The following is a 24,699-nucleotide window of genomic DNA, read 5'->3' on the forward strand; positions in this document are numbered from 1 at the left end:
CCTTTCCTTTTACCCGCGAAGGAACATCATGCAACTCCAGATTGAATACTCACCCACCATCACCGGCGGAACCAAGACCGACACCATCGAAGGTGATACCTGGCAGGCCGACGTCAACGCCCTCTCCGTCTTCGCCGACGGCATCAAGATCGCCGAATACAACCGTTGGGCCAGCGTGCGACAACTCGCAGCGCCCACATCGGCAGATCCTCCAGCCGACGATTCACAGGCCACAAGCGCAAGCACTCCACCGGCACCAGAGGCGTGACATGTTCGCGGTGACGAAGCCTGACGGCACCTCCGACCAATTCCCCGACGCCAAGGGCTACAAGGTGAACCGCCGCGGCGCGCTGGTCGTGTGGGACAGACGATATGCAACCATGGCGGAATACCCGGCAGAAACATGGTCATACGTCAGCCAGGCAGCGCCCGATTTCATCCGATAGATCTCCATCCACTGGAGGCACGTTCGATGCCATACATGCCACAGGGGCGTTGCACCACACCTGGATGCGGCGAGATGGCCACCCAGCACGGCAAATGCGAGAGGCACCAGCGAAAGCCTTGGGAGCAGCCTAGCCAGCATACCCTGCAGATGGATTCCGCAAGGGAGAAGAAGTGGCGGAGGCAGGTGCGCGAGAACGCGAACAGTGTGTGCGAGCAATGCGGAAGGTATGCTCCACGTGGCCAGGCCGACCACATCATAGCCATAGGCGACCAGGGAGCGCTTTACGACCCGGCCAACGGCCAGTGGCTCTGCTATCCGTGCCACAAAACAAAAACAATCGAGGAGAATCGCCGACGCAACCATGCCCGTGCCGTCACAAGACGCGCACAGGGGTAGGGGAGTTCGGATTTCAAATTGTAATACCGATTCCGGCGGCAAGGTCAACTAGGAGAGAACACGCGCGAGTTTTTCCTTTTTTTGTGAGATTTCCGGTTTTCTTGCCGTTTTTTAGCGTGATTGGGGGCTTGGAATGGGTGCTCGAGGCCCTTTGAAGCTCGCCCCGGCCGGTGAGAAGCCGGAAATCGAGGGTTCGGCGCAGGAAATGGTCGATCTGAAAGAGCCCGAGAAGCCAATCGGGCTTCCAGACGAGATCAGCGCGCTGTGGGACGAGATTGTGCCGGTGCTTTCCGAGGCAGGACTGCTCTCGGAGGCCGACGGGATGACTCTGGAGATGGCTCTGCGGCATTTTAGCACCGCCCGTAAGGCCTCGAACGAGCTTCTGGAGCAGGGAATCGTCGTGGAGGACAAGCGCCACGCGAAACAGAAAATCAAAAGCCCGAACGCCCAGATCTTCAAGGATAATTCGGCCGCGTTTTTGGAGTATGCGAAGCAATTGGGGCTCTCTTTCGCGTCACGGTCGCGGATAAATGTGGAGGGCGACGATCATGGTGGCAAGGAAGGCAACCCATTCGCTATCGACTAACCGCCCCTATGCCGCGCCTTTGTCCCCTGAAGTCAAATGGTATCTGAAGTCGCGTGGCTATGAGTTGCAATCCTGGCAGAAACCCCTGTGGCGCACGCGTGAACCGCGAGATGTCAAAGGCGCGTACTTCGACCCCGCCCGCGTTGATAAGGTAATCAGGGCACTCAAGCACCTGCGTCACACGCAGGGCAAATGGGCTGGCCACCCACTACGTCCTGACGCTTGGCAGGTCGCCTACATCATCGCCCCCATCTTTGGCTGGGTAAAAAAGAACGCTGATGGCAAAATCGTCCGCATAATCCGTAACGCCTGGAATGAAGTTCCAAGGAAAAACGGCAAGACCACTCTCGCCGGAGGTCTCGGTCTCTATCTTGGATTCGGTGACGGCGAATATGGTGCCCAAGTAATCGCTGCCGCGGGATCCAAGGATCAGGCTATGAACGCTTATCGTCCGGCCCAACTTCTTGCTGAAAACAGCCCGGACTTCAAAAAAGCTGGCATCAAAGCCATGAAGAAAGAAATCATCCGTCCGCTGGATCAGTCCTTCTTTAAGGCTGTCGGCTCCATCGGAGACCTCTTGCAGGGATCTAACCCCAGTGGGTACATCGTCGACGAAATGCACGTCCACCGCGATTCCAGTGTCATCGACGCGCTCGAGTCCGGCACGGGTGCTCGTGATCAGCCGCTTGGCATCATCATCACGACCGCCGACGACGGCAAGCGCAACAGCCCCTACTCGCAGCACCGCGACCGCATCGAGAAACTCTGTAAGGGCATTTACAAAAACCAGACCGAATACGGGGTCATCTTCGCGGCACCCAAGTCCGCGGATCCTTTCAAGGAGTCGACGTGGATGCGCGCCAACCCCGGATACGGTGTCAGCCCGAGCAAAGAGTTCATGCAGGCCGAGGCCGAGAAGGCCAAGGACTCGCCATTGAACCTCGCCCGATTCCTGCGCCTCAACCTCAACGTGCGCACCAAACAGGCCACGAAGTTCATCAGCCAACGCTCTTGGAACGCCAACAAGCGTCCTATCGACGAGGTCGGTCTGCACGGCATGGAATGCTATGGCGGCCTCGACCTGGCCAGCGTATCCGACCTGTCGGCGTTGTGCTGGCTTTTCCCCGTGGAAGGCGACCGGTACAAGGCCGTCTGGAGGTTCTGGACGCCAGAGGACAACCTCAACGCCCTCGACGTGCGCACCAACGGCATGGCGAGTGTGTGGGCTTCCGACGGATGGCTCACCACCACGCCAGGCAACGTGCAGGACTATGACTTCATCCGCCAGCAGATCAACCACGACTGCGAGTCCTTCGAGGTCCAATCGCTCGGCTACGACCCATTCAATTCGTCCCAGCTGGTCAACGACCTCGTGGCCGACGGCGTGAACATGGTCAAGGTCCGGCAAGGCTATCTGACCCTCTCGCCGCCGCTCAAACAGGTGCAGCGCCTCGTCCTCTCCGGACTCAAATCCGAGCCGGGGATCATGCACGACAACCCGGTCATGGACTGGTGCGTCGACAACCTCGCCGTCACCACCGACCCCGCCGGCAACGTCAAGCCCGACAAAGCGAAATCCGGAGACAAGATCGACGGCGTGGCCGCCCTGGTCACCGCCATGAGCGAGGCCATAGCCGCGGACGAACGCAACACCCACAGCGCCTACGAGGATCACGGGCTGCTCATCGCATAAAGGAGAAAACCATGTGGATCATGCCAGGGAAAACCGTCACCGTCAGCCTCACCGACGGGAGCAGCCTCTCCGGCCGCTCGCAACTGGCGTGGCCGGGCAGAGTGCGCCTGAGCGGCGTCAAGGTAGAAGAGGGCGAGGTGCCCGGCACCGTGACCATCTACAAGCAGTCGATCATGACGGTGCAGGTGGTGTGATGGTAAGCCTCAGCACAGCAAACGGGATCATCACCCTCGGCGACCCCTCCATCCCGCACGCCAACACCCGCACCACGTGGGGAATCCCCGTCGCCGACCCCGGCACGCCGCTCTCGTCGATCGCCAGCCTCGGCCCGGTCAACGTGCAGCAGGTATGGCGCACCCAACCCAGCGTCCGCAAGGTCGTCGAATTCGCGGCACGCAACGTCGCCATCATCCCCTGGAAGGTCTACCAGCGCGAGGCCGACGACGACCGGCAGCGCGTCAGCGACAGCACCGCCGAACGGCTGCTACGCGTGCCCAACGCGCAGTCGCGGCGCACCAGCTACGACCTGCTCTACGAGCTCACCTGCGACAGCATGATGTACGACCGGTGGTGCGTCGCCCTGCTCGACGACAAGGACGGACGCCAATGGCTCCAGCGCATCCCCCCGCGAATGCTCTACATCGAGTCCGACGCGCTCGACAACATCGTCAAGATTGGAGTGCAGACATCCCAGGGCATCATCGACCTGACCGGCGAGGCGCTCGCCATCGGCACCGGCTGGTCGGCAGCCGACGGCATCGGCGTGAGCCCGCTGCTCACCCTCTCGCAGATCCTGCAGGAGCAGACCAACGCCGTGTCCTGGCGCAACGCCCAATGGGACCGCTCGCCGAAATTCACCGGCATCATCACCAGACCGCAGGACGCCGGGAAATGGGACGACAAGAAAAAGGACCGCTTCATACAGTCCTGGCGTGATTTCCGCGACTCGAAGGCCGGCGGCACGCCGATCTTCGAGGACGGCATGGACTATAAGAATCTCGGCAGCACCATCACCCCCGACGACGCCCAAGACATCGAGGGTCGCCGGCTCAGCGAGGTGGAAGTGTGCTCGGCGTTCCACATCCCGCCCGAACTTGTCGGCAGCCGTCAGGGAAACTACAGCAACATCGCCGCGTTCCGCCAGATGCTCTACGGGCCCACGCTGGGCCCCGTCCTGGAGCGTTTCGAGCAGGCTTTCAACCTGCAGGTCATCCCCGCGCTCGACGCTTCCGGTGACGGACTGTACGGGGAGCTCGACCGCAACGCCGCGCTCAACGGGTCTTTCTTGGAGATGGCCTCCTACCTGCAGACCGCGGTCGGAGGGCCATACATGACCCGCAGCGAGGCCCGTGCGATGCTCGACATGTACAAGATTCCCGGAACCGACGAGCTCATCGTCCCCCTCAACGTCACTGCCGGAGGCCTCGCCTCCCCAACCGACACCGGCTCGCAAAACCGCAAGGCCAAGCAAAGCCAGGCGCGCTCGCAGGCCCGTATGGCCCTGCGCCGATCGGCGCTCGAAGAGCTCGCCACCGCCAAGTCCAAAGCCGAGGACGGGCTGGCTGACACCCTGCGCGGCATCTACCAGCGCCAGCTCGACGAACACAAGACCGGCACGGACGCCGACGACTTCCACCGAAAGTGGGACAGGATCCTCGCCGACGCCATGAGCCCGCACACCTGGGCCACGGCCCTCGCCGCCGCGAAAAGCGTCATCCGCGAGTACAACCCCGACGAGACCGGCTGGTCCGAAGACGTCATGCGCCCCTACATCTCCGTCGTCAACGCCAACGCCGCCAAAAAAATCAACGACGGGATGATCGGCAGCCTCGACGACCTCGACGAAGCCGACGACTCAGGCGACGACGACCCAAGAAAATCACTGCTCGACAGGCTAAAGGACTCCACCGCCCTCGCCTGGGCCGGTGCGCTGGTGGCCAACTGCGCAGGCTTCGGCCGCCAAGACGCCGCCCACGCCTCCGGACTCACACAAAAGACATGGACGGTGACCTCGGCCAACCCACGCCCAACCCACGCCGCCATGAACGGCGAGACCGTCGGCATGGACGACACATTCAGCAACGGCGCTCGCTGGCCAGGAGACGGCGGCCTCGACGTCGACGAGACCGCGGGATGCACCTGCGTGCTCAGCTACACATGGTGAAAAGGAGACCACATTGGCAAAAATCACAGTGGTGACCGGACCCCCGGCCGCCGGCAAAACCACCTACATAGCCGAACACAAGCACGACGGAGACGTGGTCGTAGACTTCGACGCGCTCGCCAAGGCCCTGGGCCAGACCGCGGAGCATTCCGTGGACGGAGTGCCCGCGAGCTTGGCCCGGACGGCACGCGACAACGTCATCGACGACCTGCTCAAAGGCGTCGACACCGACTCGTGGATCATCCAGACATGGATGAACCCGAGCCGCTCCAACGCCTACGAGCAGGCCAAGGCGGAAATCGTGACCGTCGACCCCGGCATCGACGAGGTTCTTCGGCACGCGAAGGATGATGGCCGCGACGACGCCACCATGGACGAGATCAGACGCTGGTACGACCACGGCGGCAGCCTCGAGAAACGCAAGAGCGGCACCCAGACCAAGATCTGCAAGCGGTTCGCCGTCAAGGCCGACGCCAGCGCCGGCGAGGGCAAATTCACGGCGCTCGTCTCGGCGTTCGGCGTCAAGGACTCTCAAGGCCAGATCATCGAGCCGGGGGCCTTCGCGGAATCCTTGAAAGGATTCGACGAGAAGACGCCGCTACCAATCATCTGGGACCACCAGTGGGACGACATCTGGTCGCACATAGGATCAGCCCAGGCAAGCGAGACCGACGAGGGCCTGCAGGTGGAAGCCCAACTCGACATGGACAATCCCACCGCCCAGCAAGCCTACAGCCTGCTCAGCCAGGGCCGCGTGCACGAATTCTCCATCGGCGGCTTCGAGGACCGCTCGCAGATCGAGACCGACGACGACGGCACCGAGCACGTCAAGCAGTTCGACCTCGCCGAGGTCAGCATGACGCTCAAGGGAGCGAACCCCGACACCCGTCTCATCGACGTCAAACACCACGAATCCGAGCATGTGGACAAGGAGGGGCGCGTCCTCGCTGCCAAGCATGTCGAGGCCCTCAAGTCCACCAGGGCGAGCCTCGCCGAAGACATCAAGGCGCTCGACGACGTGATCGACGCCGTATCCCCTCCCGGCGACTCCGGGAAATCCAAGAATTTGGCCTCCGAACATTCGGAGGCCTTTTTGATGCGCCGGCGGAAGGCGCTGGCGCGCATCCATCTAGCAGCCCTGACGGGCGAGGAGGAAAAATGAACAAGAAAGAACGGCTCAAGGCCCTGCTCGCCGAGGCCAAGACGCTCGAGGCCAAGGGCGAGAGCCTGACCGACGAGGACATCGAACGCGCCGAGAAGCTCACCGGCGAGATCGACGACCTCAAGAAGGACATCGCCAAGACCGAGAAGACGGCCGCCCTGCTGAAGGGTGCCATCAAGTCCGAGCCCAAGAGCAAGGGCGACGACGGCACCGAGCAGGCCATGAAGGGCATGACGCTCGGCCAGCGCTTCGTCAATTCCCCGGAGATGAAGGCTTGGCACAAGTCCAACCCGCATGGCGTGGACGGACAGCCCGTCAGTATCAAGGCCCGTGACCTGGGGTCGTTCCAGTCGGTGCGCAAGGCCGACCCCGATCCCCTGTCCACTGGACTCGCGGGAGCCGTGCAGACCACGCGACTTCCCGGCATCGACGACCTGACCTACCGTAACGAGCCGGTGTTCCTCAACCTCATCACGCGAGGAACCACGGACTCCGACCACACCGACTACCGTCAGCTGGTCAAGGTCACCAACAACGCCGGCATCGTGCCTGAGAAAAGCAAGAAGCCCCTCTCCACCCTCGAGTTCCGTCTCGCGACCGCCAACGGCTACACCTACGCCGACGGCTTCAAGGTCACCAACCAGGAGCTCAAGGATGATGGCATCATCAGCACCCTCATCGACACCACGTTGCGCAACAATCTTGACGACAAGATTGAGGACATTGTGCTCAACGGTGCCGGCGGTACTGAACCCGAGGGCATCCTGCACATGACCGGCACCCTGGCGCAGAGCTTCGTCACCGACATGGTGACCACGATCCGCAAGGGCATCACCAGCCTGCAGAAGACCAGCAAGGCGAAGATCCAGGCCATCGTCCTCAATCCGGAGGATATCGAATCCATCGACCTTCTGAGGGACAAGAACGACCGATTCCTTGGACAGGGACCCTTCGGCATGGGCCCGCGCACGCTGTGGGGCTATCCGATCGTCGAATCCCAGAACGTCAACCAGGGTACCGCCATCATCGGCGATTTCAGCGTCATCCAGCTCCTTGACTATGAGGGGATCTCCGTGACCGCCTTCAATCAGAACGAGGACGACGCCCGCAACAACCTGACCTATATCCGCGCCGAACAGCGCAGCCTCATGCTCTGCCGTGAGCCCGCCAAACTGCTCGTCGCCAACATCAAGGGAGGCGAGTGATGAAGGACGCATACGGCATGGTCATCTCCGACGGCAAACGCTACCGTCCCGAGGACGCCGAGAAGCTCGGCATCAAGGAGGACGACCCGAAGGATCCTCCCACCAAGGATACGGAGGACACACCAAAGGATCCTCCAGCCGATCCCGATAAGCCCGGTGGCGACCAGAACAAGGACGGCGACGCGGCCTCCACCAAAGAAGTGCCCGCGCCCGACTCCACCAAGACGAAGTCCCCCAAGAGCGCGAAGTAGGAGGCGAGGAAATGGCCGACACGACGTATCTCGCCGATCCCGATGACCTGGCGATCCTGACCGGTATGCCGGCCGACAACCCGAAACTCCTGCTCGCCCTGCGCCGGTCGACCGACCGGTTCGTCGGCGGCACCGGCTGGAACCCGCTGGCCGTCGAGCATGACAGGATCACGCTCAATGGCGACGGCACCCAGACCCTGCTGCTGCCCGCCATGCACCTGACCGGCATCGACGGTGTGACGGTCGACGGCACTGATGTCGACGACTGGCAGGCGGACCGCGGCGCGGGAATCCTGCGCCGTGACGCCCGCTGGCCGTACGGCCTCGGCAACATCACCGTCACCTGCACGCATGGCTGGAGCACGACGCCGGGAGACATCGCCGACGCCGTGCTCGAACAGGCCGAGATCCAATACCGGGCGCTCGCCGGCCTCCAATCCTATGCGCTCGGTGGGCGCAGCGTCACTTTCGGCGCTTCCGCCACCGTCGGCGTCACGCAGAAGTGGACGGAGACCATCGAACGCTACTCGCTGGGAGGCCGCGTATGAGCGGGCTTGGAATGTTCGGCGGCACCACCATCAAGTACCGCAACCCCACCTACACGCGCGACCATGGAAGCCTCACGCTCACATGGACCGACGAGTGGAAGACGCTAGGCGGCTGCGACCTGCAGGAGCCGACGACCGGCACGGACACCAAGAACCGCGAGGGCACGCTCAGCCAGTACACGCTTTACATGCCCTCCGGCTCGCCCGTCGCCGACAACGCCCAGGTGCGGGTCGATGGTCAGGAGCTGCAGGTCGACGGCATGGTGCTGCGCATACCCGACCCGCTCGGCATCCTCCCGTACTGCAAAGCGACCCTCAAGGCCTGGAAGGGGTGACCTATGGGGAAAGCGACCGTGAAATTCCATTACGACGCCTTCGACGAGCTGCGGCGCGACCAGGCCGTCGACGCGGGCCTCAAGGCCAAGGCCGAGGAGATCGCCGCCCGCGCCAACGCGCTCGCCGGCATCGAGGATGGCTACCGGGTCTATCCGGCACCATCGCATTCGCGCAGCAGGTACATCGTCTCGGCCGCCACCAAGGAGGCCCAGCGCCTCGAGGCGACCAGACGGTGCCTGACACGAGCCCTGAGCGGAGGCTAGCCATGCAACTCAACATCCCCAGAGACATCGAGCAGCAGTGCGCCGGCCAGATCAGCGCCGTATTCGACACCATCCCGGAAGTGCGTGGAATCGAGGCGGGCACCAGGATCGCCGTCGACCAGAACGGCCAAACGCTCGACGAATTCGTAAGGCTCATCGCCTCCGGCTGCCAGAACGAGACCCCCAAGACCACTTCATGGAACATCACCGTCGAAGGCTGGGCCCAATCCGAGACACGTGCCGCGAGGATCACCTCCCTCGCGCTGGCTGCCCTCGAGAACGCCCACGGCGAGCTTTTCGGCTACCGGCTCCTTGGAGGCGCTGGCAACGACCCCGAACCGGACTACCCGCACATGAGCCGCTACTCGGCGACCGTCGAGATGCGCTCACGAAACATCATCACCGACAATCACTAACCAAAACAAGGAGCAGATATGAGTGACAAGAACAACATCGTCGTCGGCTCGGACGCCGTCACCGGCGGGATCCAGCTCGCGCCGCTCGGCACGCCTGTGCCGACCACCGCGACTGGCGACGTCGACCAGGCCTTCGCCAAGGCCGGGTTCGTGGCCAGCGAGGGCCTTGAGCGCAACGAGAAGATCGACACCGAGAACATCACCGCATGGGGCGTCGGAACCGTCCGCGTGGTCAAGAAAAGCACCGAGGTGACCGTCGGATACAGCTTCATCGAATACCTGAACCCGGTCGTGCAGAAGGCCATCTACGGCGACGCCAACGTCACCAGCGCGGCGGCGACCGAAGACCATGGGAACCTTCTGGAGATCGCCGGCAAGGTGGACATGGCCCCGCACCGAGTCCAGGTCATCGACATGGTCGACGGGGACGTGCGAGGACGCCTCGTCTTCCCCGACTCGCAGATCACCTCGCGCGACAAGTACACCGCCAAGGACAACGACAGCATCAACCGAGGCGTCACCTGGACCCTCTTCCCCGACGACAACGGCGAGTACTTCCACGAGTACTGGGATGACGGGCGGAAACGTGTCCACGTGCTCAACGACTCCGACAAGCAGGATTCCACGAAGGCCGAGGAGGCCGCCGATAACGACAGTGTCACAGCCACCTCGAAGGAGGCCGACTGATGGTGTACAAGATTCCCAAGTCCGAGGCGCGGAACCCCGAGAACCAGTTCGAGTTCGAGGACCAGCACGGCCGTAAATACCATGTCCCCTACCTGCAGTTCCTGCCGCCCAAGCTGATCGTCAGCCTGGGCAACCCCGACCAGGACCAGGAGATCGAGGCCGTCGAGAAGATTCTCTCCTACTACAGCACCGACGACATGGACCTCGTAGGCATCTTCGACGACGGCAAGCAGATGGTCGACTGGCTCGAGGCTTGGGAGGAGTCGTCGACGGCCAGCATGGGGGAATCGCCAGCCTCGGAGGCCTCATCAGAGGGCACCGGGGCGCACTGAACGCCGACCTCCTGCAACATGGTCTGAACCTGCGCATGTTCGAGGGCGACCCGTTCGACTGGCGCGACCTCATCGACTATGTCGACCACGCCAACATGGACGGGCCGCTCGGCAGCGAGCTCGCCGGCTTCCCCGCCTGCATCCGTTTCAGCCAAGTCCTCCAATCCCTCGAGGTCAACGCCATCCGGACGCTCGGCCTCACCAAAGAGGACTACGAGAGCCTTCCCGACGGCTATTTCATCGACCTCATCCATCTGGGAGAGCCACGAACGAAGACGACCAGCAGAAATCTGAAGCTCCAGCACCAGCCCGACAGGCTGCCCATCCAGGAGATGAGACGAAGGATCGGCTGGGACTAGCCGCATAACAGAAAAGAGGACGCGATGGGCACGAAGAAACTCATGACCGCATACTACGAGCTCATCGCGGCCACACCCAACGCCGAGGCGCAGATCACCAGCGCCGTCGTGCCGGCGGCCGCCAAAGCCGGCGACAGCGGAGGCAGCGCCCTGGGCGGCAACCTCGCCGCCTCGCTCAAGAAATTCGCCGGCCCCGTCGCCGCCGCGCTCAGCGTCGCCGGCGTCAGCAAGTTCGTCAAGGACTCCGTCGGCCAGTTCTCCAGCCTCACCGGCAGCGTCGCCAGCCTCCAAAGGGTCACCGGAGGCACCACCAGCCAGGTCAGCGCCCTCCAGGGAGCCATGAGGCTCAGCGGCATGGACGCCGGGGCCGCGACCGGCAGCCTCACCATCTTCGCCAAGAAACTCCAAGGAGTGCAGGGCGACAGCGAGAAGACCGCCGCCATGCAAAAACTCCTCGGCACCAGCATCACCGACAGCACCGGCAAGCTCAAACCCATGAACGAGCTCCTCCCCCAAGTCGCCGACAAATTCAAAAGCATGCCCGACGGCGTAGAAAAGACCGCGCTCGCCACCCAGCTCTTCGGCCGCAGCGGCACCGCCATGCTCCCCTTCCTCAACAAGGGCAGCGCCGGCATCGGCCAGCTCGAAGCCAAAGCCAAAAGCCTCGGCATCGTCCTCGACGACGGCGCGAAAAACAAGTGGGCCGCCTACCGCAACGCCCAACGCGAAGTCCAAATGTCAGGCGAAGGACTCAAAGTCACCGTCGGCGAAGCCCTCGTACCAGCCTTCACCGGCTTCGCCAACTTCATCACCAGCTCGGTCACCCCCACCCTCCAACGCCTCATCACCTGGCTCAAAACACCAGCCGTCCAAGCCTTCGCCAACAACCTCGGCTCGGCGCTCGCCAGTGTCGGCGGCACCGTCGGCAACCTCGTCAGCGGCATGCTCCAGAAGCTCGGCGGTCTGACCAACTGGGCTCAGCAGAACAAGGCGTGGCTCCAGCCCATCGCGGCTGGCATCGCCGCGGCAACGGCAGCGTTCAAGGCGTACAAGACCATGCAGACCGCCGTCACGGGCGTCACCAAGGCATGGTCGTCGGCGACGAAGATCGCGACCACGGTGCAGGCGCTCTTCAACACCACGATGAAGGCCAACGCCTTGGGCATCGCCATCGCGGCCATCGCCGCCATCACGGCGGCCTTGGTGTACTTCTTCACGAAGACGAAGACCGGGCGCGCGCTCTGGGCGCAGTTCACGCAGTTCCTTTCGACGACGATCCATTCCATCGAGGCCTTTTTCCTGCACGCCGCGGAATCAATCTATGCCAAATGGCATTCCGTGACCGATTTCTTCGGCATGATCTCCGGCATGATTGGAGGATTCTTCGGAGGAATAGGCGAGATTCTATCAATCGGATGGCGTGTAGCCGGAGAAGCGGTGCTGTCCAAATGGCACGGGATCGTCGACTTCTTTGGAAACATACCTGGCTCGATTGGTGGATTTTTCCACGGGCTGGCCGACACCATCTCCGCCCCGTTCCGCGACGCTTTCCGCGCCATCAAGAGCTGGTGGAACGGCACGATCGGCGGCAAGGGGTTCGATGTGCCTGACTGGATACCGGGTGTGGGCGGCAGGAGTTTCCGCATCCCCATGCTCGCCACTGGCGGCATGATCGCCGCGGCCGGCACCGTCATGGTCGGCGAACGCGGCCCCGAGTTGCTGACCCTCCCGCAGGGCGCGCAGGTCACCCCGCTCAGCAAGGCGGGCTCGGGACGTCCCATCAACGTGACTTTCGAAATCTACGGCAGCGACGCCAACTCGGTGGCGAACGAGGCGATGCGTCGCCTGGCGACTGTGATCGGAGGCTGAGACGATGTACGACGGAGGATTGCACGTCACCATCGGAGGCTACCGCCTGTGGGGGCGCGACGGCAACGGCTGCGAATGGCTCGCGAACAACGTCACGAACCTGTGGAACGGGGCGGGCACCACCCACGAGCACAGCGTCAAGGTGCGTTCGGACGGGTGGTTCGCGAACCGCAGCAGCCGTCTGGGACGCACCTTCTCCATCGAGGGCAGCGTCGTCGCTCCCACCTACCAGGCGTTCCTCGCCAGCCGTGACCTGCTCCTAGCGGCCATACCGCTGTCGCAGGGCGAGATGGTCCACGACCTCTTCGGGGTTCCCCGACTCTTCTTGGTCCGTCAGGACTCCGGCGAGATCCTCTTCACCAGCAAGGGCGAGCTCGCGTGGGATTTCAGCATACCGCTCGTGAGCCTGACCCCCTACTCCTTCGATGCCGGCTCTGGCGTCTCCGGGTCAACGGGCCTGCCGAGCACGACCGGGGGCCTGACCTATCCCTACACGTTCGGCGGCTCCGGCACCCACTATGGTTTCCTCGAGCACACCGTCTCCGGCCAGGTGTCCCTCACCAACACCGGCAGCGCGCCGACCCCCGTGCACATGCGCGTCGACGGGCCGGTGTCCGGGCCGATGATCACCCACCAGCCATCGGGCAGGATCCTCGCCCTGGACGTCGCCCTCGGCGTGGGACATTACGCCGAATTCAACTCGCTCGACCGGCAGGTGCTCATCGACGGCACTGACCCCGCAAGAGGCAAGGTGATTCGCCGTGGCTGGAGCGAGGCGCTGCCCGGCGAGAACGAATGGCAGTTCAGCGCCGACCACTATGACCCCGGCGCGAGGCTCTCCATCGATTTCAGGAGCGCGTATCTATGACGATCGACACCCATCCCAACACCCCACTGTCATGGCTGTCCGTCAGCCTCGTCACCGGCGAGGTAATCGCCGAGCTTCCCGACCTGCAGTGCGACAGCATCGAATACCATCTCATGGAGGGTTGTACGGCCGACGCCGCGCTCCCTTGGGACAATATACCCGACAACTGGTTCGACGCGTTGCTGCCTGGCGGCGTCGCCCTGCTCCTGGTGCGTGACGAGGAGCCGCTATGGGGCGGCATCGTCACCGACATGCAGCGTGACGCGGACGGCCCGTCGATAGCGCTCAAACTCGAGACCATCGAGGCCTACCTCGATTCCTGCCCCGTGGGAGACAAGACCTACACGCAATCCCTGCAGACGGAGATCGGGCGCGACATCGTCCAGAAATGGGCCATCGACGGCATGAGGAACTGCCTCGTCGCCACCGCCGACGACTCGGACCAGCGCAGGGACCGCACCTACCAGGACCAGGACGACAAAAGCGTACTATCGGCCATCCAGGAGCTCGCCGGCATCGAGGATGGACCCGAATGGGGATCATGGTGGGAGCGCCAGGACGACGGCTCCTACCGGTGCCACATCCATTTCAGCGACCATTACGGCGCGACCGAGCCCGTGACCGAATTCAGCCTCCCGCAGACCACGCAATTCCAGCTCGACTACCAGTTCGGCAAGGACACCGGCGCGACCCGCGTGCGCGCGGTCTCCACGGCCGACGGTGACACCAGGCCGTCATCTGGATGGATCATCAGCCCGGACCCCTACCGTCCCGTATGGTCCCTGACCTTCACCCCGTCCACCTCGATCACCGACATTGAGCAGCTCACCGGCCACGCGACCGCGAAGAGCATAAGTGTCAAGGACGGCGCGAAACCCGTCAACATCGTCCTCGACCTGCTGACCGCACCCAAGCTCGGCGTCGAATGGACGCCAGGCGACATGGTGCGCTGGGACATCGACTACACCAGCGACCGGTTCCCCGACCTCTCCGAGGGCGTCATGCGGATCATCGGCTACAAGATCGAGTGGAGTGGCAGCTGGACGATAACGCCGATCACGCAGAAGGAGGCGACCGATGGGCAGTAAATTCCGTTTCCCCGTGGGCGACGGCACCCAGTCGCTGTACAACACAGCCAACGACCTGCGCCGCCACGACCGCGAGCTCTCCTCCTCGGTGCCGAACAGCGTTCGCCCACTGATTCCCCGCGTGTGGACGAGAACCGAGGACATCGGCAGCGTCAGCGCCCACACCGGCAACGGTGGGGCATGGCACAGCAAGCTCTACACTATCCCACGCGTGGACGGCTATGCGGACATCTTCGCCACATTCAGCGCCTTCGGCAGCAACGTCCTCAACTCCAATTTCACCGAAAACCTGATGTGGATCCTCATCAACGGCCGCGCCGTCACCCAGGCCTCCGGCATCGTGACCTTCAATCCGGTAGGCAACGTGCCCATCGCGATATCGCTGTCACTCAACGTGCTGCCCGGCGACACCCTGCAATTGGCCATCGCTCCCACCAACGGCGATCCGAGCTCGTCCACTGTGACCACCGACGTGCGCATATCCCTGCACGCCCAATACACCAATCCCATCCAAATCGAGGAGTAAGCAATCATGGCAGACTCAAACGGCTTCGTCCTACACCCACTCGCCAGCGACGGCACCACAGACGTCCCCTACACCGCGGCGGACTACCGCATGGCCGTCAATTCCATCCAAGCCGCGCCTGATGGCACACCCTTCGGCGGCCTCTCAGGCATCCGCGCGGGATCACCCTCACCACTCGTATCCTGCGACGGCACCACCGTGACGATAGCCGCGCACGCCGGCTGGATCTGCGCTTTTGGGCGCATGTACTCCTACGCCATCACCCGCGACTACGAGCTCAGAATCCCCACCAGCACAGGCAGCTACAAGATCGCCCTCACCGCCGACGACAAGGCCGCCGGCCATGGCGATGGCGAAAAGCTCTCCGCCACCGCCTACCCGGCCACGACCCCGGACTCTCAGATTCCCGGCATGGTCATCGCCCGCATCGACGCCGGAGTAGCCAGCGACACCGCACTCACCCTCCAAACCGACATGCTCATCACCGCCCCGAGCCTCGACCGACTCAAAACGGTATCTGGCATCGAAGGGCAGCGCGCTGCGCTCGCCGACGGCACAGAATATGCGCTGCGAAACGGCGTGTGGGTCCCGCGAACCCAGTTTTCGCAGAGTGGCACATGGGAAGGAACCGTCACCAAGGAAAACACCTGGTACGGCTACAATTTTGGGATTGTCCATATCGAGTTGGACACCAACATGGGAAACACGGATTATGAGATTTTCGCGCAGCCCATGCAGGGTGAAGTCATTTCCTGGGTGACAGTAAAAAGCCGAAGCGTCGACGGCTTTGATCTGCGAGCCACGATGGCCGGAATGGACAGCATGGATCTGCGAATCTTTTGGGAGGTCAGGGCCGCGTAGCTCCCGCGAACCCGCGCGGGCGTGTGGACTGGCAAGATGGATTTGGATCACGAGTGGCACGGCGCATATTTTGGCGAGGTGGATGTGCCACTCGGCATTGATATGGGGTCCGCCGATTACGTCTGCCAGGTCACACCAATCAATGACAATATCCTGATCGGCGCGCTGGTCAAGATCCGCAACACAGATTCGCTGCATCTTTTCGTCTGGTCTCAAGGTCCCCAATCCGCGACCGATGTCACGATCTCGTGGACTGTCGGCGCGCGTCTATGACGCGAGCCATGCGCCATAGACGCCGTAATTGGTCTGCGTGGCTACGGTCCCGCAGGCGTGGATTTTATGGTCGGTATCAGATAGATCCAGGCGCAGTATTTGGCCGCCTTGTCCGAAAAGCATGATCTGCGCGGGTTTGCGAGCGGGCCACGCCCATGTGGGGAATGATGACGCCTCACCTATTCCGGTCCAGTTCACGGGCCCGGAATAGGAGGCATACGTATCCCCCGATGCGGTGACCAGATCTCCACGCTTGGATAATCTGACGACTATGTTCCACGCGCAAAACCAGTCCACCTCCAGGACTTGGGTTCGCGGGACCCTTACGAAGCCATGATGCTGTGCTCCCAGAGCTTTTGAGCATCACGCAGGACTGACAGCTCGGGCCTCAAGTAGTAGCGTGCAGTGGTCGATATGTCACTGTGCCCCAGGGCGCGACTGACGATTGCGACATCGACGCCGGCGGCGAGAGCCGTGGTCGCCCAAGAGTGGCGTAGGTTTCGTCGGGGTACCCATGGCAAGTTATTTTTCCGACACCGTGTGCGGTATCTCCTCGCTACTTGGTTAGGATTAAGGTCACCGATTATCCTGCCCTTGCGCCCATGTCGAATTTGTCGAAGGCGCTTGACGGCGAATCTTGGCAGAATCACGGTCCTTCGCGATAGGTTGGTCTTGGGGTCCACGATGACCTCATGACCTCCTACCCATTGCAAACCCCGCTCGATGGACACATGGCCATCGCGTAGATTGATATCAGTCCATTCCAGCCCCAATGCCTCCTCGGTGCGCAAGCCTAAGGTCACACTGCAGATAAGCCAAGCTTCGAGGGGATGATTGTAAAACCCCTGCAGCAAAGTCCGTATCTGATGAGAGTTAAGTACTGCAGGGTGATAGTTACAGCGCTTTGGTGACTGTACCCGAAGTGTGATGTCTCGCTCGAGATCTCCCCAACGTACGGCTTTGCGGAGGATACTGCGGAGCACAGACCACGCCTTTCTCGCAGCTCCTCTGGAGGGCATGCCCGCGATCCAAGCTTCCACGCCTTGCACGTCGATATCATCCAGCTTCATTTCGCCGAAGACGGGCAGGATGTGCAGACGCAGCGCAGACTCGTAACCCACCATCGTGCACTCCCTAAGCGCCGCGCAGGATGGACGCCATTTTGCGTCGACGAATTCATTCAGTATCAATTCTTCACTCCTTGAAAACCCACACGCTCGCAGGGCTTTCCTGTGGATTCCGCGTGTGGGATTCCACCATCGATTATCGGGAGGCTCATCGATGCCTGACTGGCTGCAATCGCTTATGGACTGGCTCATCCCCTTTTTGGGTGGCGGCATCGCCGGCGGGCTCGCCCTGGCATGGCGGTACGGCAGGGCGCTCGTCCACGGCATGCAGGCGATGATGCGGGGCGAGCTCCACCGCATCCACCGCGAGACGGTAGAACGCGGTCTCCCGGTGGACATGGACGTGGCCGAGGAGGCCGACGACATCTACGAGGCATACCACCAGCTCGGTGGCAATGGCCTTGGCACGAAATTGCACCAGGAGATCATCGACGCCCACAACGGGCCCAGCAGCAAGGAGAAGAAAAAATGACCTGGCTCAAAAGATTCGCGAAAAAGCACAAGCTCGCGCTCAAAGTCGTCATCACGGCGCTCGCGGTCATCGGTGCCGGCGCGGTGCTCGGAGCAATCGGCTTCGCGGTGATCGAGATCCATGACCTGGAACACCTGGTGATTCTGACCTGGACTCTGCTGAGCGGGGGCCGGTAAAGGGATTCCGACAAACAAAGGAGGAAAGATGGCACGGAACAGAGCGGCACCTCGGCACAAGTCGGGGTCCTATTACGCCCGTCACAAAATCGAGAGGCTGAGGCGCGACGTCAAGCGCCTGGCGGTGGCCACGGTGGTCGCGCTGGGCCTGACGGTGACGCCCGCGGCGTTGGCGGACGCCGGCTTCGACAACGCCAGCTGGCAGGGCTGCTACTCGGCCGGCCAGGCCAGGGCGGCCGGGGCGAGCTTCTCGATCACGAAGCTGACCGAGGGGCCGGGCTACGAGAACGAGTACGCGGGCTGCCAGATCGCCACGAACCGCGAGGCGGGCCTGCGCATGGCGGCCTACGATTTCGCGCAGAATGGCCTGTACACGGCCACGGCCTCGGCCGACAACTTCACCCGCGTCGCCCAGAAGTACGGGCTCGTGCACGCCGGCGTCATCCCCGTCCTGGACTGGGAGCCTGCCGGCAACCTCAAGCGCGATGTCGGGTGGGCCAAGACGTGGCTCGACCGGGTGCAGTCCGAGTGGGGCGTCAAGCCGCTAATCTACATGTCGGCGAACACCATCCAGATGGCCGACTGGACTCCCGTGGCCGGCGCGGACTACGGCCTGTGGGTCGCGGGATACCCCCGCGGCTACCAGGGCGAGCGTCTGCGCGACCCCGGGCCACCGCCCTACGACCTCGGACCGTGGGGCTTCGCCGCGGCATGGCAGTACTCCAGCTCGGGCCTCGTGCCCGGCGTGGGCACCGCGGTCGACGTGGATTGGTTCTACGGCGACGCGGTCACCTGGTCGAAGTACGCCGACGCCCCGGTGGGCAGCGCGCAGAACCCCGTCTACCAGACCCCGGACCCCTCGCAGGTCAGGCCCGCGCAAGGGGCCCCGACCGCCGACGGGAACACCCTGGCCGACGAGGTGATCCGCGGGGAGTTCGGCAACGACCCCACGCGCCGCCAGCTGCTCGGCAGCCGCTACGACGAGGTCATGGCCATCGTCAACCGCAGGATGGGCCACACGGGCTCGTCCGGCGGATACTACGTGGTGAAGCCCAACGACTACCTGTCGAAGATCTGGCCGCAGAATTGGCGCAGCGTCGCCAGCCTCAACGGCATCAGCTGGCCGTACACCATCTACCCGGGAGAGAGGATCTACACCGGCGGGGCCTCCTCCTGGGACCACTCGGTGAGGGTGCGCCCGGGAGACACGCTCAGCGCCATCGCCGCGCGTCTCGGCATCAGCCCCAGCCAGATCCACGGCTACAGGTCAGGCAACCCCAACCTGATCTACCCGGACGAGGTATTGACCTACTAAGGAGGTGAAACATGGAAGAGAAACCACGCCACGCGTTCAACAGCCCCGGGCTCGAACGCCTGGCCACGACCAATGTCGAAACCGAGGCCAGCACGCCGGCGACGCCAGCGCTGGAAACCCCGGACGGGACGATGCCCGCCTGGCTGCTACCGGACAAGGTCTATGACGTCCTCTACTGGATCGTCACCACCGTGCTCCCGGATCTCGCCATCCTCGTGGCGTCCATCGGCTACGGGGTCCACTGGCAGCCCACAAGCGTCGTGGTGCTCGTCATCTCGGCGGTCGACGCCTTCCTCGGCGGCATCATGGGAATCAGCAAGCTGCACGCCAAACTCAAGGCCAAGTCCAATTCAAGCTGAGCATGTTGGCATAAATCCAAGCGCCCCGTTCCGGTCCATGCCGGAGCGGGGCGCTTTCGTCTTATAGGGGTATTTTCTATAGCACGCGTGAGTACATTTTGAGTACATACATGCGTTATTCGCAGTGATTTGGAATGATTTACGGTGAACTCGCCGGGCTCGCCGGATATGCCGAAACGACAATCGGGAGTAAGCGTTTGCCTACTCCCGACTGAATCTTGATTTATACCCAAAAAGCGGAGCCGGAGGGATTCGAACCCTCGAACCGCTTGCGCAGTTAACACCTTAGCAGGGTGCCCCTATCGGCCACTCAGGCACAGCTCCACGTCGCGCACCTACGTGGACGCAACGTTTCAATACTTTAGCATCATCATGAGACGCATGCCAACGAAAGGCGGCATTCATTCGGTCTCAGCGTGTCGTATATCGCCGGAGAACGTCACGATGACGGCGATGATCACCAACGCGACGCCGGCCAGCTCACCCCATGTCGGCACCTCGCCGACGAGCAGGCCGACCAGCACGGCAATGACCGGGTTGACCGACTGGATGACCGAGAAGCGCGCCGAACTCGCGCGGCGCATGAGGAACTGGTCGATGATGTAGGGCAGGAACGAGGCGAAGAACGCGACGACAAACAGCACCGCGAGCAGTTTCCACGGGCCAAATGGGCCACGCGCCCACGTCGCGCCGGGCTTGGGGTGCACCACCCCGCGCACGGCGGGGACGGCAAGGAACAGTGACTGCAGCACCCACGCGATCGACATGCCGAGGCTCAGGGAATCGAGCGGGTTGGAGCGCTGGGCGACCTGGCGGCCGGCGACGATATAGAGGCCCCACATCACCCCATCGATCAGGATCGCGACGAGGCCGACCATGAAATGCGCGTGCTTGGCGGGGTTGGACAGCGAGATGCCCGCGAGCAGCACCACACCGCAGGCGGCGAGCAGGATGCCGACGCGCTCGCGCCAGCCACGGCCGGTGAGCACCGCGACAGCCAGCGGGCCCAGGAACTCGATGGAGACGGCGATGCCCATGTCCATGTTGCTGATGGCCAGGTAGAACATCGTGTTCATCAGCATCACCGACACGCCGGCGGTGACCACGATGCACCAATCGCGGCGGGTCTTGGGAAGGTTCTTACGCTTGGCACGGGAGAGCGGGCGGCGCCAGGCAAACAGCAGGATGGCGACGAAACCGACTCGATACCAAGCAGCCAACACAGGGTCGAGCTGGGTGAAGGCAAGCTTGGCGACCGAAGTGGCCAGGTAGATCATGATTCCTTCTACCATCACGATGGCGACCACCGGCAGGCGGTTGAGCACGACATCGACGCCGTTGTGCAAGGCTTTGGTGGGTGAGGATTTCATAAGGCATACGCTACACCGGAAACGGGTGATGGGGATGTGACTTATCTAATTACGAGAAAGGATAATTGATAGCGGGATATGAATGAGAACCTGAGGGGCAGCGGACAGGACGACAGAGCGAATCTCTGGCCCAGGCGGCGGCACGGCTGTAGATTTCAGTGATGGAAGTTATGGAAGGTCGCGCGATGTGGATTGGGAGTCTAAGCGCAGACACTGTCATCTCAATCAACGCAAGAGCAGTTTTAAAATAGGATGTAGTTAGGATGCAGTCCCAATCCTGAGACCAATGATTGCAACTGGTGGCGTGGTGGGAGCCTCAGTCTTCCAAACTGATTACGTGGGTTCTGCAAGGGTGCGCTATACAAAGGCCGTGTGATTCCGCCACCGCTTTTAATCGTGCGACGACGTTGCTTCGAACCCGAAAAATCAATCCGTTTACAGGGAAGACACCGAACGTATCGCGCCCTCGACGAACCGCGCCCGAAAGCGTGAACCGGCCCTACAATGAGGGTATGAGCACTGCACCGAGACTGGCGGCCGCGAAACGCGACTGGGGACATGACGAGTCCGGCTGCACCGTGCTGCATATCGACATGGATGCCTTCTACGCCTCACTCGAAACGGCGCGGCACCCGGAACTGCGCGGGCGGCCGGTGATCATCGGATGGCTCGGCGAGCGCAGCGTGGTCTCCGCCGCCAATTACGAGGCGCGCAAATACGGCGTCAACTCGGCGATGCCCATGGTTCGCGCCCGGCAACTCTGCCCCGGCGGCGCGTTCGTGCCCGTGGACATGGCCTACTACCGGATGATGTCGAAGCGGATTTTCGACGAGGTGTTCCGCCAGGTGACCGACCAGATCGAACAGGTCTCGGTGGACGAGGGCTATATGGACGTCTCGGGCGCGCTGCTGCGCTGGAAGTCGCCGAGCGTCATCGGGGCATGGATTCGTGCGCAGGTGGCGGCGCGGTTCGGCATCACCTGCTCGGTGGGCATCGCGGCCAACAAACTCGTGGCGAAGATGGCCTCGACCAACGCCAAACCGGATGGGATGCTGCTGATTCCGAAGGCGCGGCACGCCGAATTCGTGCAAATGATGCCACTGCGCGGGATTCCTGGCATCGGGCCGTCGCTTGAGAAGCGGCTCAACGCATGGGGCGTCAAGACCGTGGCCGACCTGGCCAAGATGGACGAGACGGCGCTGCTGCAGGCGACGCGTTCGAAGATCACCGCGCACAACCTTTACCTCGCCGCGCGGGGGCAGGACGAGCGGCCCATCGTCACGCACGCGCCGGAAAAATCGATTGGCGCGGAGATCACGTTCCAGCAGGACACACGCGACATGGAACGGGTGATGGAGCTGCTGCACCATTGCAGCAACGAGGTGACCGCGGCGCTGCGCAAGAAGAGGCTGGTGGCGCGGACGGTGACGGTGAAGCTGCGGTTCGCCGACCTCAGCTACGCGACCAAGGCGCACACGCTGGAGCGGCCGGTGGATTCGACCGAGGCCGTGTATCCCGAGGCGGTCGCGCTGCTGAGGGCCATGCTGAAGGTGCCTTCTTCGGCCGGCGAGAGCACTCCCCTGCCGCGCGAGATCAGGCTCGCGGGAGTGAGCGCGAGTTCGCTGAGCGACCGCGACGCCACGCCCGTGCAGCTGACGATTGATGATTTGCTTGGGGATGGCGATGCTGGCGGAGCCGCTGGCACTGAAGGCGGAGTCAGCGACGGAAGCGAAGCCAATGGTGGTATCAGTAATCATGGTGGCCAAGGCAATAGAGATGACAACTCTGCCACACCCGGCAATATCAACAGCAACGGAAACAAGGCCAATAATTCCACCGCACGCAACACCAACAACAGTCATGACAATAGCGCTGCCAAACACGACGATGCCAATCTAAGCAGTGGCCAAGTCAACGGCAACGACCATCGCGACAACGTGGGTAATAATAGCAACAACCAAGATGCTGACGGTGACAAGAACAGCATCAGCCGCGATGACGACGGTACCCGCAACAATGTGAACATTACCGGCCACAACTATGGCACTAGCGGGAACCGAAGGAATACCGGAAACCGCATCCGCGCCGCCGAAACCGTGCTCGACGCCGTCCGCGAGCGCTATGGCTCTGGTGCGGCCAGCCTAGGCTTGGAGCACGGCGATTGGAAAGCCAAGCAGACCGCCCACAACTCCAAGCCCGAGGAATAAACCAGTGGGAAAAGCACCAAAATCACCCCGAAAAGGTGCTTTTCCCACTGGTTGCGGCTTTAACTGTGGGAAAAGCACCGTTTTCAAAGCTTTTTGATGCTTTTCTCACGGGTTTGAAGCTTTAGCAGTGGAAAAGCGCCAAATTGTGGCACGACACGCCGAAATGTGGATAACTCAAAGCGTTCGACCACACCACCTTAAAAACCACCGCTGATATCGCGAATTGCCGTACCGTCTTCCATATGAAGATGAATAAACACATCGCAGGAGAATTGGCCGAAGCGGAGGCACAACGCCGCTGCTTGCACCTGCCAGACCACAATAGCCAACAAATACTGCGTAAACTAGCCAAATCTGGTGAGGTGACGCGAGCCAGACACGGACTGTATGTCCGAACACAAATCTGGCAAAACCTCGACCAAAACGAACGATATCTGTGGATTCTCAACGGCTTGCATCATTGGCACCACAATTGGATATTCGCTGGAGTAAGCGCCATCAGCGCCTATGGCATCGAGCATCCTTCTTGGCTGCATCACAATAATAGGGTATTCCTTGCCTCACCACGGTTCATAGGCAATCGTCCCAGCGACATAACGCAATACATCCATATTCCCGATATCGAAGACTATCGTTCCAGCAACGGCTACGTCACTTCTGTAAGCAGGTCGATTGTGGACTGTGCCATCCGCCACCAATTTTACGAGGTTTTGCCAATAATCGATTCGGCGTTACGCAAGAATCTGACTTCACCGGAGACGATACAGCAGACCGCTTCCGAGGTTCGCGGGGCCGAACAACCGCTTTCTACTTTGCTGCGCTACACTGACGAAAAAAGCGAAAACGGCGGGGAATCGCTATGCCGCGCGGTCATGCTCGAGCAGGGGTTTGCCGCTCCGGAGTTGCAGCGGGAATTCAAGATGCGTGACGCCTATGGTTTCCACACATATCGCGTTGATATGGCATACCCACGATATGACGGAAGCATCATCGCCGTGGAATTTGACGGGCTTGATAAGTACATTGATCCTGAGATGACCAAGAACCGAGATGTCAGGCAGATTGTCCACGAAGAAAAGGAACGTGAGCGCCGCTTGCTCGATTCAACGCCGATCACGCAAATTGTCCGCCTTGAGTACCCTGACGTGATACAACGTGAACCGCTGGTGAAAAAACTTACGGAAGCCGGTGCCCCGCGAACCTACGAGTGGCAAATCGCCAACTCGCAAGTCTAACCAGCGAGAAAAGCATCAAAATCGGCCCAAAATGGTGCTTTTCTCCATAGTAAGCAGCTGAGGCAGTGGGAAAAGCACCTTTGGGGACCGGTTTTGGTGCTTTTTCC

General features: G+C 62.0%; 29 protein-coding genes, 1 tRNA gene and 1 pseudogene. 28 read left to right on the top strand and 3 right to left on the bottom strand.

Going from position 1 to position 24,699, the window contains the following annotated elements; translation table 11 throughout:
• The first annotated feature begins 28 nt into the window (after window positions 1–28).
• The 22 genes from OZY47_RS06775 (at window position 29) to OZY47_RS06880 (ending at window position 16,331) form a co-directional block, all read left to right on the top strand.
• On the top strand, window positions 29–268 hold the full coding sequence (locus OZY47_RS06775; protein WP_277177580.1) for a hypothetical protein: 240 nt from the start codon (window positions 29–31) through the stop codon (window positions 266–268).
• Between the two features lies 1 nt (window position 269).
• Window positions 270–446, top strand: a complete 177-nt coding sequence (locus OZY47_RS06780; RefSeq protein ID WP_277177581.1) for a hypothetical protein — start codon at window positions 270–272, stop codon at window positions 444–446.
• A 531-nt stretch (window positions 447–977) separates the two neighbouring features.
• A complete protein-coding gene (locus OZY47_RS06785) occupies window positions 978–1,430 on the top strand; it encodes a phage terminase small subunit P27 family (protein ID WP_277177582.1) in 453 nt (150 codons plus the stop codon).
• A complete protein-coding gene (locus OZY47_RS06790; protein ID WP_277177583.1) occupies window positions 1,393–3,123 on the top strand; it encodes a terminase TerL endonuclease subunit in 1,731 nt (576 codons plus the stop codon). The genes OZY47_RS06785 and OZY47_RS06790 overlap by 38 nt, the downstream gene beginning before the upstream one ends.
• Before the next feature lie 20 nt (window positions 3,124–3,143).
• Window positions 3,144–3,317: a hypothetical protein gene (locus OZY47_RS06795; protein WP_277177584.1), complete on the top strand. Its 174-nt coding sequence runs from the start codon at window positions 3,144–3,146 to the stop codon at window positions 3,315–3,317.
• Complete coding sequence (locus OZY47_RS06800) at window positions 3,317–5,287, top strand: phage portal protein (RefSeq protein WP_277177585.1); 1,971 nt, start codon at window positions 3,317–3,319, stop codon at window positions 5,285–5,287. Before OZY47_RS06795 ends, OZY47_RS06800 begins: the two co-directional genes overlap by 1 nt.
• Before the next feature lie 13 nt (window positions 5,288–5,300).
• The gene (locus tag OZY47_RS06805; RefSeq protein WP_277177586.1) at window positions 5,301–6,449 is read left to right on the top strand and encodes an HK97 family phage prohead protease; all 1,149 of its coding nucleotides are present in this window, start codon (window positions 5,301–5,303) and stop codon (window positions 6,447–6,449) included.
• Window positions 6,446–7,654, top strand: coding sequence for a phage major capsid protein (locus tag OZY47_RS06810; RefSeq protein WP_277177587.1), 1,209 nt, complete (start codon window positions 6,446–6,448; stop codon window positions 7,652–7,654). The genes OZY47_RS06805 and OZY47_RS06810 overlap by 4 nt, the downstream gene beginning before the upstream one ends.
• Complete coding sequence (locus tag OZY47_RS06815) at window positions 7,654–7,905, top strand: hypothetical protein (protein WP_277177588.1); 252 nt, start codon at window positions 7,654–7,656, stop codon at window positions 7,903–7,905. The genes OZY47_RS06810 and OZY47_RS06815 overlap by 1 nt, the downstream gene beginning before the upstream one ends.
• A 65-nt stretch (window positions 7,906–7,970) precedes the next feature.
• Window positions 7,971–8,453: a hypothetical protein gene (locus tag OZY47_RS06820; RefSeq protein ID WP_277177589.1), complete on the top strand. Its 483-nt coding sequence runs from the start codon at window positions 7,971–7,973 to the stop codon at window positions 8,451–8,453.
• Window positions 8,450–8,788, top strand: coding sequence for a hypothetical protein (locus OZY47_RS06825; protein WP_277177590.1), 339 nt, complete (start codon window positions 8,450–8,452; stop codon window positions 8,786–8,788). The genes OZY47_RS06820 and OZY47_RS06825 overlap by 4 nt, the downstream gene beginning before the upstream one ends.
• Before the next feature lie 3 nt (window positions 8,789–8,791).
• On the top strand, window positions 8,792–9,052 hold the full coding sequence (locus tag OZY47_RS06830) for a hypothetical protein (RefSeq protein WP_277177591.1): 261 nt from the start codon (window positions 8,792–8,794) through the stop codon (window positions 9,050–9,052).
• A gap of 2 nt (window positions 9,053–9,054) precedes the next feature.
• The gene (locus tag OZY47_RS06835; RefSeq protein WP_277177592.1) at window positions 9,055–9,468 is read left to right on the top strand and encodes a hypothetical protein; all 414 of its coding nucleotides are present in this window, start codon (window positions 9,055–9,057) and stop codon (window positions 9,466–9,468) included.
• A gap of 18 nt (window positions 9,469–9,486) precedes the next feature.
• Window positions 9,487–10,155, top strand: coding sequence for a hypothetical protein (locus OZY47_RS06840; protein ID WP_277177593.1), 669 nt, complete (start codon window positions 9,487–9,489; stop codon window positions 10,153–10,155).
• Window positions 10,155–10,487 carry a hypothetical protein gene (locus OZY47_RS06845; RefSeq protein WP_277177594.1) on the top strand — a complete coding sequence of 111 codons (333 nt, stop codon included), beginning with the start codon at window positions 10,155–10,157 and terminating at the stop codon, window positions 10,485–10,487. Before OZY47_RS06840 ends, OZY47_RS06845 begins: the two co-directional genes overlap by 1 nt.
• Window positions 10,409–10,846, top strand: a complete 438-nt coding sequence (locus tag OZY47_RS06850; RefSeq protein WP_277177595.1) for a hypothetical protein — start codon at window positions 10,409–10,411, stop codon at window positions 10,844–10,846. Before OZY47_RS06845 ends, OZY47_RS06850 begins: the two co-directional genes overlap by 79 nt.
• Window positions 10,847–10,870: 24 nt before the next feature.
• Window positions 10,871–12,715, top strand: a complete 1,845-nt coding sequence (locus OZY47_RS06855) for a phage tail tape measure protein (protein WP_277177596.1) — start codon at window positions 10,871–10,873, stop codon at window positions 12,713–12,715.
• Between the two features lie 4 nt (window positions 12,716–12,719).
• Entirely contained in the window at window positions 12,720–13,583 is an 864-nt protein-coding gene (locus OZY47_RS06860) for a hypothetical protein (RefSeq protein ID WP_277177597.1), read from the top strand.
• The gene (locus OZY47_RS06865) at window positions 13,580–14,671 is read left to right on the top strand and encodes a hypothetical protein (protein ID WP_277177598.1); all 1,092 of its coding nucleotides are present in this window, start codon (window positions 13,580–13,582) and stop codon (window positions 14,669–14,671) included. The genes OZY47_RS06860 and OZY47_RS06865 overlap by 4 nt, the downstream gene beginning before the upstream one ends.
• Window positions 14,661–15,197 (top strand): hypothetical protein, encoded by a 537-nt coding sequence (locus tag OZY47_RS06870; RefSeq protein WP_277177599.1) that lies wholly within the window; start codon window positions 14,661–14,663, stop codon window positions 15,195–15,197. Before OZY47_RS06865 ends, OZY47_RS06870 begins: the two co-directional genes overlap by 11 nt.
• A 6-nt stretch (window positions 15,198–15,203) precedes the next feature.
• Window positions 15,204–16,058: a hypothetical protein gene (locus OZY47_RS06875; protein ID WP_277177600.1), complete on the top strand. Its 855-nt coding sequence runs from the start codon at window positions 15,204–15,206 to the stop codon at window positions 16,056–16,058.
• A 36-nt stretch (window positions 16,059–16,094) separates the two neighbouring features.
• Window positions 16,095–16,331, top strand: coding sequence for a hypothetical protein (locus OZY47_RS06880; protein ID WP_277177601.1), 237 nt, complete (start codon window positions 16,095–16,097; stop codon window positions 16,329–16,331).
• Between the two features lie 323 nt (window positions 16,332–16,654).
• On the opposite strand, the gene OZY47_RS06885 is transcribed toward OZY47_RS06880, so the two are convergent.
• Complete coding sequence (locus OZY47_RS06885) at window positions 16,655–17,725, bottom strand: site-specific integrase (protein WP_348519389.1); 1,071 nt, start codon at window positions 17,723–17,725, stop codon at window positions 16,655–16,657.
• Here OZY47_RS06885 and OZY47_RS06890 point away from each other — a divergent pair.
• The 4 genes from OZY47_RS06890 to OZY47_RS06905 are packed head-to-tail and all read left to right on the top strand — an operon-like array spanning window position 17,613 to window position 19,780.
• Window positions 17,613–17,930: a hypothetical protein gene (locus OZY47_RS06890; protein WP_277177603.1), complete on the top strand. Its 318-nt coding sequence runs from the start codon at window positions 17,613–17,615 to the stop codon at window positions 17,928–17,930. The two genes, OZY47_RS06885 and OZY47_RS06890, sit on opposite strands and share 113 nt — an antisense overlap.
• Window positions 17,927–18,106, top strand: coding sequence for a hypothetical protein (locus OZY47_RS06895; RefSeq protein ID WP_277177604.1), 180 nt, complete (start codon window positions 17,927–17,929; stop codon window positions 18,104–18,106). Before OZY47_RS06890 ends, OZY47_RS06895 begins: the two co-directional genes overlap by 4 nt.
• A 28-nt stretch (window positions 18,107–18,134) precedes the next feature.
• Window positions 18,135–19,421 carry a GH25 family lysozyme gene (locus tag OZY47_RS06900; protein WP_277177605.1) on the top strand — a complete coding sequence of 429 codons (1,287 nt, stop codon included), beginning with the start codon at window positions 18,135–18,137 and terminating at the stop codon, window positions 19,419–19,421.
• A gap of 11 nt (window positions 19,422–19,432) precedes the next feature.
• Entirely contained in the window at window positions 19,433–19,780 is a 348-nt protein-coding gene (locus OZY47_RS06905) for a phage holin (RefSeq protein ID WP_277177606.1), read from the top strand.
• A gap of 237 nt (window positions 19,781–20,017) precedes the next feature.
• Here OZY47_RS06905 and OZY47_RS06910 read toward each other — a convergent pair.
• Together OZY47_RS06910 and OZY47_RS06915 are read right to left on the bottom strand one after the other, a co-directional pair.
• Window positions 20,018–20,104: transfer RNA gene (locus OZY47_RS06910), tRNA-Ser, on the bottom strand.
• A 77-nt stretch (window positions 20,105–20,181) separates the two neighbouring features.
• Complete coding sequence (locus OZY47_RS06915) at window positions 20,182–21,150, bottom strand: EamA family transporter (RefSeq protein WP_277177607.1); 969 nt, start codon at window positions 21,148–21,150, stop codon at window positions 20,182–20,184.
• Between the two features lie 512 nt (window positions 21,151–21,662).
• On the opposite strand from OZY47_RS06915, the pseudogene dinB reads away from it, so the two are divergent.
• A pseudogene (gene dinB, locus OZY47_RS06920) lies at window positions 21,663–22,835 on the top strand (DNA polymerase IV); the annotation flags it as partial.
• A 764-nt stretch (window positions 22,836–23,599) separates the two neighbouring features.
• Window positions 23,600–24,592 (top strand): hypothetical protein, encoded by a 993-nt coding sequence (locus OZY47_RS06925; RefSeq protein ID WP_277177608.1) that lies wholly within the window; start codon window positions 23,600–23,602, stop codon window positions 24,590–24,592.
• Window positions 24,593–24,699 lie beyond the last annotated feature (107 nt).

Origin of the sequence: Bifidobacterium sp. ESL0790, assembly GCF_029395435.1 — a bacterium.
Classification (GTDB): Bacteria; Actinomycetota; Actinomycetes; order Actinomycetales; family Bifidobacteriaceae; genus Bifidobacterium.

What these genes read in the sequence shown, in the direction of transcription:
- OZY47_RS06810 (WP_277177587.1), top strand. Translation starts at nt 6,446, where the DNA reads ATGAACAAGAAAGAACGGCTCAAGGCCCTGCTCGCCGAGGCCAAGACG.
- OZY47_RS06830 (WP_277177591.1), top strand. Translation starts at nt 8,792, where the DNA reads ATGGGGAAAGCGACCGTGAAATTCCATTACGACGCCTTCGACGAGCTG.
- OZY47_RS06900 (WP_277177605.1), top strand. Translation starts at nt 18,135, where the DNA reads ATGGCACGGAACAGAGCGGCACCTCGGCACAAGTCGGGGTCCTATTAC.
- OZY47_RS06785 (WP_277177582.1), top strand. Translation starts at nt 978, where the DNA reads ATGGGTGCTCGAGGCCCTTTGAAGCTCGCCCCGGCCGGTGAGAAGCCG.
- OZY47_RS06895 (WP_277177604.1), top strand. Translation starts at nt 17,927, where the DNA reads ATGACCTGGCTCAAAAGATTCGCGAAAAAGCACAAGCTCGCGCTCAAA.
- OZY47_RS06775 (WP_277177580.1), top strand. Translation starts at nt 29, where the DNA reads ATGCAACTCCAGATTGAATACTCACCCACCATCACCGGCGGAACCAAG.
- OZY47_RS06880 (WP_277177601.1), top strand. Translation starts at nt 16,095, where the DNA reads ATGGATTTGGATCACGAGTGGCACGGCGCATATTTTGGCGAGGTGGAT.
- OZY47_RS06835 (WP_277177592.1), top strand. Translation starts at nt 9,055, where the DNA reads ATGCAACTCAACATCCCCAGAGACATCGAGCAGCAGTGCGCCGGCCAG.
- OZY47_RS06780 (WP_277177581.1), top strand. Translation starts at nt 270, where the DNA reads ATGTTCGCGGTGACGAAGCCTGACGGCACCTCCGACCAATTCCCCGAC.
- OZY47_RS06875 (WP_277177600.1), top strand. Translation starts at nt 15,204, where the DNA reads ATGGCAGACTCAAACGGCTTCGTCCTACACCCACTCGCCAGCGACGGC.
- OZY47_RS06800 (WP_277177585.1), top strand. Translation starts at nt 3,317, where the DNA reads ATGGTAAGCCTCAGCACAGCAAACGGGATCATCACCCTCGGCGACCCC.
- OZY47_RS06865 (WP_277177598.1), top strand. Translation starts at nt 13,580, where the DNA reads ATGACGATCGACACCCATCCCAACACCCCACTGTCATGGCTGTCCGTC.
- OZY47_RS06915 (WP_277177607.1), bottom strand. Translation starts at nt 21,150, where the DNA reads ATGAAATCCTCACCCACCAAAGCCTTGCACAACGGCGTCGATGTCGTG.
- OZY47_RS06840 (WP_277177593.1), top strand. Translation starts at nt 9,487, where the DNA reads ATGAGTGACAAGAACAACATCGTCGTCGGCTCGGACGCCGTCACCGGC.
- OZY47_RS06790 (WP_277177583.1), top strand. Translation starts at nt 1,393, where the DNA reads ATGGTGGCAAGGAAGGCAACCCATTCGCTATCGACTAACCGCCCCTAT.
- OZY47_RS06890 (WP_277177603.1), top strand. Translation starts at nt 17,613, where the DNA reads ATGCCTGACTGGCTGCAATCGCTTATGGACTGGCTCATCCCCTTTTTG.
- OZY47_RS06815 (WP_277177588.1), top strand. Translation starts at nt 7,654, where the DNA reads ATGAAGGACGCATACGGCATGGTCATCTCCGACGGCAAACGCTACCGT.
- OZY47_RS06795 (WP_277177584.1), top strand. Translation starts at nt 3,144, where the DNA reads ATGCCAGGGAAAACCGTCACCGTCAGCCTCACCGACGGGAGCAGCCTC.
- OZY47_RS06905 (WP_277177606.1), top strand. Translation starts at nt 19,433, where the DNA reads ATGGAAGAGAAACCACGCCACGCGTTCAACAGCCCCGGGCTCGAACGC.
- OZY47_RS06870 (WP_277177599.1), top strand. Translation starts at nt 14,661, where the DNA reads ATGGGCAGTAAATTCCGTTTCCCCGTGGGCGACGGCACCCAGTCGCTG.
- OZY47_RS06820 (WP_277177589.1), top strand. Translation starts at nt 7,971, where the DNA reads ATGCCGGCCGACAACCCGAAACTCCTGCTCGCCCTGCGCCGGTCGACC.
- OZY47_RS06860 (WP_277177597.1), top strand. Translation starts at nt 12,720, where the DNA reads ATGTACGACGGAGGATTGCACGTCACCATCGGAGGCTACCGCCTGTGG.
- OZY47_RS06925 (WP_277177608.1), top strand. Translation starts at nt 23,600, where the DNA reads ATGAAGATGAATAAACACATCGCAGGAGAATTGGCCGAAGCGGAGGCA.
- OZY47_RS06885 (WP_348519389.1), bottom strand. Translation starts at nt 17,725, where the DNA reads ATGCCGTGGACGAGCGCCCTGCCGTACCGCCATGCCAGGGCGAGCCCG.
- OZY47_RS06855 (WP_277177596.1), top strand. Translation starts at nt 10,871, where the DNA reads ATGGGCACGAAGAAACTCATGACCGCATACTACGAGCTCATCGCGGCC.
- OZY47_RS06845 (WP_277177594.1), top strand. Translation starts at nt 10,155, where the DNA reads ATGGTGTACAAGATTCCCAAGTCCGAGGCGCGGAACCCCGAGAACCAG.
- OZY47_RS06825 (WP_277177590.1), top strand. Translation starts at nt 8,450, where the DNA reads ATGAGCGGGCTTGGAATGTTCGGCGGCACCACCATCAAGTACCGCAAC.